The following is an 8,937-nucleotide window of genomic DNA, read 5'->3' as shown; positions in this document are numbered from 1 at the left end:
GTCATGGGGCCGAGGTGTCCCGGCCCTGCTCGGCCAGGTGGGCCTGCAGCTCGGCCGTGAGCTGGGCGGTTGTGCGGGTGCCGTCAAGGACAAGGTCCGCGTGCTCGCGGGTGGGGGTGACGTTGCGGGTGTAGGAACGATGGCTGCTGTCGTACCCGAGGAGGCCGGGGGCCGGGTCCTGACCCTCCTGAAGCTTGCGGAGGGTTTTGCGGACCACGCGGATGTCGGCGGGGGTGTCGACGTAGACGGTCAGCGTGGCGACGGCGGTGAGCTTGGGCAAGGCGAGCGCGAAGGTGCCCTCCACGATCACGAGCGGGGCGGTGGCGTGCTCGGCGAGCGCGGTTTTGATGCGGGCGCTGTCCAGGGCGAGCGGGTCGCTGAAGTCGACGACCCGGCCTGGCCCGCCGACGCGGGGGACGCTGGGGGCCAGGTCGGGTTCACGGTGGTAACAGGAGATTTCGCTGGTGCCCTGGCGGTGAGAGCCGCACAGGGTGATGGCCTCGACGGACGGCACAGGCCGGGTGAGGTGCTCGATGCAGTGCGCAGTGCTCGTCATCGGGCACCTTCAGCGCGGGCGCGTTCGGTGACGGCGGTGACCAGCTCGCCGTCGGTGATCGTGTCGGTGAAGATGACCTTGCCGATCGCGGTGGGCAGCACGCAGTGCAGGGAGTGACCGCCGCGCTGCAGGGTGAGGTCGCGGACGCGGGCCGAGAGCTGCTGTTCGTCGAAGTCGTCGACCATGACGGGCAGCCCGAGGTGGTCCATGACGGGCAGCCCGAGGTGGTCCATGACGGCCAGGATCTTCTGGAAGTCCTCGGCGGTGAGCCGGCCGCGGGCGTGGGAGATGCGGGAGGCGACCACTGGTGGAGAGGCGATATTCCGAACCTGCACTATTCCTGCTGCTGGGAGGTTCCTTCAGGGCTGGGGCACACCGCGTCGGGCCATGATCGCTCGCGCCTACTTCGTCGACCGCCCCAGGGTGCGGATCGGAAGCGGCTGCGGCGGCACGTGCTTCAGCGACCAGCCGGGCCCCCTCAGCTGCTGGTCCCATGGTGTTGCCCGTACCTTGACGGCACGCTGCCGGTCGGGCCGGGGTCCGGGAGGTGGCACGATCGATCTCACCTTCCATGGCCCGGCCGACCCCATCCGATCGGTGACCCCCGGCCGGCGACCGTGACGTACGAGACCCGAGAAAGAGAGAAATTCACATTTCCTTCACCCCGCCGGTGAAGCGGACCCCGCAGGAACTCATCACCGAACTGCGTGGGCTGGCCGACATTCACTGGGACACCATCTGGAACGGCCCACCCCTGCCCGGCCAGGGCCTGGACATGTGGTGCGCCCGGTTCGGCTGGACGCCCACCCAGTTCGAATACGTCCTCAACGTGCGCACCGACACCGGTGGCACGATGACCCTCCACGCTCAGGGCGGCAGTTGGGCACCCGTGCAGAGCCTCTCCCACTGGGTCTGGGGCGCGTTGGCCGACAATGCGGAAGGCAACCCGCAGGTACTGGCGGAGGCCGATCGGATATGGCCGCTCTACGTCACTGCCGTCTGCTCGGTACTCGGCGAACCCGCCTGGGAAGGTGCCTGGAACTCCGCCTCCTTCCCCGATGAACTCGGCGAGTATGCGATCCCCAGCGAGGAGGAACGGCTGGAGGACAAGTCACCCTACCGCATCGCCTACTGGGAGCTCGCCGCTCCGGACGGCGCCCTCGCCAGTCTGACCATCACCCCCGCCATCGGAACCGCCGACGGGTCCGGTATCGGAGTGGTCAACATGAAGCTGAGGGTCTATCCCCGGCCTCAGAAGGCCTTGGACTGGTCCTTGGCCAGGCTGTCTGTGTAGGGCCTTCGGCTCTGTCTTCGCGGCCTTGGCCGCAGCATCGATGCGCTTCACCGTGCCGGAGCGAGAGCTGCCGCTGACGACGGCCTGACGGAGACTGAGCGTCAGGTCCGACAGGTGGTTCGACGGCTCACGGCGTTCGCGGGCACTGCGATGCCACGTCCTTTCGATCACCGTCTGAGTGCTCCGGGCGGTGTGCCCAGGCGGTGGCCGTATTCGGTCAGAGCGAGTTTCCCGGTGCCCCGGGTCGGTGTCGAGGCATCGATGGACAGCGGGTTCAGCCCCAAGGCGCCAGCCAGGTTGGGCGCGAGGTCGAGGAGCTCCCACGTCCATTCGTCGGCGTCCTTGTCGGTGTCCACCCGGTCGGCTGTCAGAGCGGGGAGCTCCAACGCGGCGCGCCGCTGCTGCTCGTACGCGAGCGGTTCTCCCAGTTCCAGGTGCTGCACGTCCTCGCCAGGGAAGTAGCCGAAGCGCCGGACAACGACACCCGCCTCGGCGATCAGGACCGCCGAGCCGTCCTGCGAGGCGCTCCACCAGTAGGCCTGCGCGCGTCCGAAGCGAGCGCTGAGGCGCTCGCATGCTTCGAGAACCTCGTTCTGGCGTTCAGTGGCGCTGGGATCGCACCAGGAACCGACCACCAAGGTCCAGCCGGCGAGCTCAGGAGTAACGAACACCCTGCGGTACACGTCGAGCGGATCGGCATCGAGGCCGCCATGGCTGTCGAAGTCCGCAGCAAACATGCCGACGGAGAACGGGACCGGACGGGGCTGGGACAGCCCGAGCATCCCCATGACACCGGCCTGGTCCCCGGTAGGCACCGCGATCCAGGAGAGGAAGCAGCAGGAGAGCGGAGCCGGCGTGTCGCTGGCGATTTCAATCCTGGCCAGCCGCTCCAGTGCCGCGATGTCACGGGCGCTGATCACCGCCTCGCCGCCGACCTCCGCCAAGGCTTCCAGAGCGCCCGGTCGCGCCTGCCCAGGACCGTCGAGGCGGACCGCTTGGAGCATCGGCACGACGGCGGTTCCCCACGACGAGAACGCCTGAACCGCTGCCTGCCTGACCATCGCGTCCCGGTCGCCCAGCAGTGGCAGCACATGTCGCGCAGCAGTCGGCACGTCGCTGCTCCAGCGGCTGATCGCTGTCACAGCCGCGCGACGCAGGGTTGAATCGTCAAGCAGGAGGGCGTCAACGTAGCCGTCCAGTGCCGCCGCGCCGAACCCAGCGAACGCCCGCAACAGTCGATGAGGCGCTTCTCCCGGTGCCGAGGTCTGCAGGGCGCCGAGCACCGCCTCGAACGCCTCCGTGCCCATGCGGCGCAAGACGGCCAGCAGGACGGACTCGCTCACGGGCGAGCCGGAATCCTGCAGTTGCCCGATCAGCACCGGTAGGACCACGGTCCCCAGATCAGCTACGGCAGCAGCGGCGGCATCCCGTTCTGTCAGGTCATCGGCCCCGAGAGCGAGAACCAGTTCGAGTGCGTTCACGAGCGCACGCTAGCCGACCGCACCGACAGGGCGGCTCCAGCAGCTCGCGAAGACCGGCTGTGCGGGGGCTCCACCGCTCGCGCGTCCAGCTCGATGAGAGCATCCCGAGGACGGGACCGGTGTGTTCGGTGATCCCGCCGGTTGCGTACAGGCGGCTGATGGGGCCGCAGTCCCGGTGGGGCCGCAGGATCTCGCGCACGTCGGTGTCCGTCAGGTCATCCATGGGGTCAGGGTAGGGACGACCTGACAGCAGCTGTTCCGCCAAGACCTCTGCTGCTTCGCCGCCGCACCTGCCCTGCCAGCTCCCCGAACCACGGGGAGAGACGTTATGAACGCTCAGGATTCGGGCGCGGCCCGACACGAACTGCGCATCAGTGTGCCGGATGACGTCTACGAGCAGCTGCACCTTGGACCTCGGGGCCTGTTCTCCCCCCGGCGAGAACAGACCGGCCCACACGCGGATCACCGCGGCATCGGATGTGCCCGTCCAGTCACCGCATGCTGCCCGCTCGTACCTTGCGCCAGCGGCTCCCCGCCACGTACCCAGGGAAGTTGACGATCTCACACCAAGAGGGGTTCCCGTGCACGATCACGAGAAGGCCGGCTCCCACACCGGGGCGGGCAACAGCCGTACCCCTGCCCGTCGGCCCGCATCCGCCCCGCCCGCGCAGCATGGCCTGCTCGGCCTACAGGCCGCTGCGGGCAACGCCGCGGTCGTCCAGATGCTCCGCGACGCCGACCACCCCTGGGCCCGGGAACAGCACGAGCACGGCGCCGGCTGCGGCCACCAGGAGAACCACCAGGAGATCGCCACCTCGCCCGCACCGGTGCAGCGCTCCGCCGTCCACGACGTGCTCCGCAGCGCCGGAAAGCTCGGTGTGCAACGCGCCGTGGAGCCACGGACTGCCCCCGCCGCCGGTGCCGCCCACGAGGGTCGCGGCGGCCCGGTCGCCGTGCAGACCGCGTTCAGGAAGCCGCCGCCCGTACCGAACAAGCCCGACAAGCTGAGGCTCGGCGGGGCCGAGCAGACCTCCGGCGCCGACCAGACCAACTCGGCCGGGCAGACGTCGGCCGCCGCGGAGCCCGCGCAGGCGCCCTCCAACACCCCCGCGCACGGGTACACGCTCGCCGAATCGGCCAGCCTGGTCTTCTTCCGAGCCGATGGGCGCTCTCCCGAGGTCATCCGGCAGGCGAACGGCATGAGGTCCCGCAACAACACGTCCGTCGCGACCGAACTCGCCATGTTCCTTGAGGACCCGATCGCCTACGCCCGGGCCCATGTCAGCAGCCCCAAGCCGACCTTGGTCTCCACGGCGCTGGACGAGGACTGCGGCGGGTACGCCAGCAACGACCGGCACCTCTACCGGATCCAGGTCAGTGGCTGGCACAAATTCGCCGCGCCGCCCGCGCGGAGCAAGATCCTGACCAAGCCGACGATCTACGCCAACAGCACGTCCCTGGAGTCCGCGACCGCGGCCGTCATCGGTCCCGTCGGCCCCACCCAGGAAATGGATTTCATCGGGGGAATCCCCCTGGCGGCCATCACTGGCTGCCGCCGACCGGGGGAGAGCGGCTTCAGCGCGCTCTGACGCCCGCGACGGGGGGCCCTAATTCCTTCGTAGGGACCGCGGTGGTGCTAAGTGGCTTCACGGCGGGGTTCGAGTGGTGAGGTCCGTTACGCCTGTCCCAACCGTGGTCCGTGAGGCCTCTGGGTAGATCGTGCGGACGGCCTTGCCGCGAAGTGACATGCACACCCACCGGCCGCTGCCGGCGGACTCGGAGCTGGCCCGCGCCGTCAGCCGTCCTGGCCCGGGCCCAGCAGGACGCCGCCTGCACCGCCGCCGACAACCTCGCCCAACCTGGCGAGGAAGCCTTCACCCAGCACGAGGACGCAGAGGTCATCCTCAGCTTACGGGCGGGGCAGAGCAGGGCCTGGGTGTGGTGCTTCCCTTGGGTGATTTTCTTGTCGTGGTAGGTCCGGGAGGCCGGGTCGCCCAAGGCCGCGAACGCTGAGAGGAAGAAGGCCCGTTTGAGCTGCTTGTTTCCTCTTCGGGAGGGCTGTTCGCCGCGGATCGCGGATCCGGAACTGCGGGTCGCGGGCGCGAGCCCGGGGTGCGCCGCAGCCGGCAGGGCCCGATGGACAGGAACAGGTGGGAGAACCGGTGGGCCGCTTCGAGCGCGGCCTTCTCGTGGCCCCGGATCTCGATCGTGATGACGCTCTCGTCGCTCATGTCCCGGGAACCGATCAACATGGGGACGAGTTGCGCGACGTCGCCAGTTCCACCCCATCGAGTGCGATGCGGGAGATCGGCCGCGGCGCCTTGGTCTGCCTCGGCCGCGGCGCCGCCCTTGTCTGGGCATGCCTATGACCACAGCAGAACCTAGACCCGTTCCAGCGGGCGGTGAGGGGGTGGCGGGGGCTCGACCTTGATGGAATCGTCGGGACGGACGGTCCCTCCACGGCGGACCACAGCCATGACGCCACACATGAACGTGAACTCGCCGGACAAGGGGTCCATGGCGAATACCTCACCGAGCAGCCCCTTGCGGAAGTCGTTGATCTTCGAGCACGGGTTGCGCAGTCCGGTCACCTCAAGCACCGCCTGCTCCCCGAGATGCAGCAGGGCGCCGGTGGGCAGGCTCAACAGGTCCACCCCGCGCGTGGTGATGTTCTCGCCGAGCCGGCCGGCAGAGACTCTGAAGCCCTTGAGTGCGAGTTCGTCGAAGAGTTCCTCGTGCATCAGGTGGACCTGGCGGAGGTTGGGCAGGTTCGGCTCGTAGGTCATGCGGAACTGGTGGCGGATCGTCTCACCCGCGTGAACGTCTGCTTCCACTCCGAGCCCCGTGAGCAGCCTGATGGAATCGCGGTTGGGCTTGCTGAACGAGTACCCCTTGTTACGGCTCACTGCGGTCACCTGACCAGGCATCACGCCCTCCACCTGTCGTCGTTCTGCGGCCGGTCGATCATAGAGGCGGTGCAAGCAGCCTCGTGAGGGAGGCGTGCAGTGGGCCTCCACCAAGGCGGGTCAGGGCCGCCGGTCCCAGTGCCGTGCTTCGAGGTCGAGGAAGAAGTCGCGGATGAACGCCGGGTCCGCGCGGGCCGCCAAGATCTCCATCCGGCCGAAGCGGAAGACCCGGACGGCCCTACCACGGGGTTCCGGCGGGCCCGCCCGCGATGGAACACCACCGCGCGGGCAACGTCCGGTGCCGCGAACTCGCGGCGACCCCGCGAGACGTAGGGGTCAGCGCCCGTCGGGGTCGGCCTGCTCATCGCCGAGTTGGCGTGCGGCTTGGATGCGGCGGCGGGCGGTGCGGGTGCTGATTCCGTCGCGGGCGGCGAGGTGGGCCGCGTTCGGCAAGGTGTTGGGGTCGGTGAGTTCGGCGGGGGTTTCGCGGACGGCGGTTTCGCGAGGGGTGGTGCGCTGGTCGCCGGCCGTCCGTCGGGTATCGACTTCGTGGCGGGGCCACCAGCGGCGCCCGCAGAGCTCGACGCCGGGAGGTCAGATTCCCCCGCCGGAGGCCGTGAAATTCGGCGGCGGGGGACTGGAGTAGGTCACAGTCTGTCCTATATAGCCTCTAGCCTGCGGTTATGCAGAAATACGAGGACGGCGTCGAGATTCTTGTCCCCGCGAGCCCGGCCGAGTTGGAGGCATGGCTCGACGAGCATCACGGGGAGCGGACCGTGCTCTGGGTGAAGATCGCCAAGAAGCACACCGGCATCCCTTCGCTCACCTGGGAAGAGATGGTCGACACGGTGCTCTGCTTCGGCTGGATCGACGGTCTGCGGCACGGCTTCGACGACTCGTACTTCCTGCAGCGCACGACACCCCGCCGCCCCCGATCGCCCTGGTCGCAGGTGAACGTCGACAAGGCCGAGGTCCTGATCGCCGAGGGACGGATGCGCCCCCGCGGCCTCGCCGAGGTAGAGGCGGCGCGGGCGGACGGTCGCTGGGCGACGGCATACGCCTCGCAAAAGAACGCCACCGCACCGCCGGATCTCATCGAAGCGCTCGACGCGAACCCGACGGCGCGGGCGTTCTACGAGACGCTCGCCAAGTCCAACCAGTTCGCCCTGTATCTCAGCCTGGTCACCGCCCGCACCGAGACGACCCGGCTGGCCCGCCTGGAGCGGATGGTGGCGACGATGGCGAGGTCCGAGCGGCCATCATGATCAACCGTACTGGGGGTCAATACGTCTAGCGGGCCCGACACCTGCCCCGACAGGTCCTTGACGGTCAACTCACCCGTGCGGGCGGCCGGATTGACCGAAGAAACGAGCCTGCGCCCTCCGCTTCGTCGGGATCGAAGTAGCCGTCCTCACCGGGGCCCCTGTCGTCGTCCGCGTGGACGAGCACGTGCACTTCGTCCTCCCCGGGCTTACGTTGCAGCCGGCAGGGTCTGCTGGACAGGAACGGGGCAGAGACCCGGCGGGCGGTCTCCAGTGCGGCTTCCTGGGCGAAGCAGCCCGTCGCGCAGGCGGGGGTGGCGGTGGGTTGCGGGCAACGCGTGCTCACCACGCCGATGCGCCACGTGTGCCTCCTGCGAGGGAAGTGAACGACGCGGCCTCCGGGTGGGCGTGTGGGTGGTGAGCACCACCCACGGTTGCCAGGGGCCCGCGTCTGCCAGGGGTTCAGGTCATCGGCGGCGAGTGCTTACTCCTCCGCAGGCCGGCCCGGGTTGCACTTGGCCTTCAGCCACTTGGCGGAGTCCCAGTCCCAGTTCGGGCGCCAGGTCTCCAGGTCCCAGGGGGGTCCGCCAAAGCGGCCGTCGCCCAAGGGATCGCGGAACGCGAAGACCGAGTGGCAGTAGAGCTGTTTGCTGACAACGTCGCGCCCGTCCGCACTGAACGCGGGGCGAGGGCGAGGGGATGACCGACCACACCTGGTCCCACAATTCCTGCAGGTGGTCCACCAGTTGCAGGAGACCGGCCTGTCGGCTGCCGACATCGCCGAGATCTCGAGCGTCGCGTCGAGCGCCAGCTCAAGGACGCCCAGATCTGTCTCGCCACCGGGCGGGAGACCGCGGCCGGAGCCCCGTTCACCACTCCGGCGGGCGAGACCATCGTCCACCTACTACACGTTCAACGCCGGGGGCTCCCCGAGTCGACCATTCACCGCGCTGCTTCCTGGAAGTGTCAAGCGCCAGAAGGTGTACGACGGTCTGAGCCGCGTGACGGCCGAGACGGGCTCGGGCACCGCCGTAACAACCCGCCCCCGCTCTCTCTCATACGACCTCGCGGGCCAGGCCTGGCCTGGCGTGAGTACGAAACACAGCGGGCGGCAGTGACCGTCGGCGGCGAGGTGGATCTTGGTGCTCAGGCCGCCGCGGGAGCGCCCGATCGCGTGGTGGCCGGGTCGTCGGCCGGAATCCCTTTTGACGGGCCCCCGCCGGGCGGTGAAGACCCGCTCCCACGTGCCGTCGATCGCCCAGTTTCGCAGCCGGGGGTAGACGCCCTTCGATGAGCCGTATTCGGCGGGCAGGTGCACGTTCGAGGCCGGCGCCACCGGCTAAGACCGTGTCCTATGTGGTGAGGCGTCGTTGATGTCGGTATGGGGCGGGGTACTTGGAGTTGGATTGTTCCGGACGGCCTGTGGGAGATCGCGGAG

The 8,937-nt window shown here is 69.0% G+C and carries 7 protein-coding genes and 2 pseudogenes; 3 read left to right on the top strand and 6 right to left on the bottom strand.

All coding sequences use genetic code 11. The features are described 5' to 3' along the window. Position 1: 1 nt before the first annotated feature. Together ADK55_RS06735 and ADK55_RS06730 are read right to left on the bottom strand one after the other, a co-directional pair. Entirely contained in the window at positions 2-556 is a 555-nt protein-coding gene (locus ADK55_RS06735) for a hypothetical protein (protein ID WP_053676545.1), read from the bottom strand. Next, the gene (locus tag ADK55_RS06730; RefSeq protein WP_159041296.1) at positions 553-891 is read right to left on the bottom strand and encodes a hypothetical protein; all 339 of its coding nucleotides are present in this window, start codon (positions 889-891) and stop codon (positions 553-555) included. Before ADK55_RS06730 ends, ADK55_RS06735 begins: the two co-directional genes overlap by 4 nt. A gap of 335 nt (positions 892-1,226) precedes the next feature. On the opposite strand from ADK55_RS06730, the gene ADK55_RS06725 reads away from it, so the two are divergent. Further along, positions 1,227-1,850, top strand: coding sequence for a hypothetical protein (locus ADK55_RS06725; RefSeq protein ID WP_053676543.1), 624 nt, complete (start codon positions 1,227-1,229; stop codon positions 1,848-1,850). Positions 1,851-2,017: 167 nt separating this feature from the next. On the opposite strand, the gene ADK55_RS36010 is transcribed toward ADK55_RS06725, so the two are convergent. Further along, positions 2,018-3,331: a hypothetical protein gene (locus ADK55_RS36010; protein ID WP_053676542.1), complete on the bottom strand. Its 1,314-nt coding sequence runs from the start codon at positions 3,329-3,331 to the stop codon at positions 2,018-2,020. Positions 3,332-3,912: 581 nt separating this feature from the next. Between ADK55_RS36010 and ADK55_RS40675 the strand changes: the two genes are divergently transcribed. Beyond that, complete coding sequence (locus ADK55_RS40675) at positions 3,913-4,920, top strand: hypothetical protein (protein ID WP_053676541.1); 1,008 nt, start codon at positions 3,913-3,915, stop codon at positions 4,918-4,920. A 319-nt stretch (positions 4,921-5,239) separates the two neighbouring features. On the opposite strand, the pseudogene ADK55_RS36005 reads toward ADK55_RS40675, so the two are convergent. Continuing rightward, positions 5,240-5,452 (bottom strand): annotated as a pseudogene (locus tag ADK55_RS36005) (transposase); the annotation flags it as partial. 260 nt (positions 5,453-5,712) lie between these two features. Then, a complete protein-coding gene (locus ADK55_RS06705; RefSeq protein ID WP_053676539.1) occupies positions 5,713-6,258 on the bottom strand; it encodes an MOSC domain-containing protein in 546 nt (181 codons plus the stop codon). 662 nt (positions 6,259-6,920) lie between these two features. Here ADK55_RS06705 and ADK55_RS06700 point away from each other — a divergent pair. Then, positions 6,921-7,502 (top strand): YdeI/OmpD-associated family protein, encoded by a 582-nt coding sequence (locus tag ADK55_RS06700; protein ID WP_053676538.1) that lies wholly within the window; start codon positions 6,921-6,923, stop codon positions 7,500-7,502. Positions 7,503-8,580: 1,078 nt separating this feature from the next. On the opposite strand, the pseudogene ADK55_RS39575 reads toward ADK55_RS06700, so the two are convergent. Next, positions 8,581-8,673: pseudogene (locus tag ADK55_RS39575) on the bottom strand (IS5/IS1182 family transposase); the annotation flags it as partial. Positions 8,674-8,937: the final 264 nt, after the last annotated feature.

This window comes from Streptomyces sp. WM4235, from assembly GCF_001279725.1.
Classification (GTDB): Bacteria; Actinomycetota; Actinomycetes; order Streptomycetales; family Streptomycetaceae; genus Streptomyces.
Note: the sequence above shows the minus strand (reverse complement) of the source record. Positions and strands in the feature narration are given on the sequence as shown.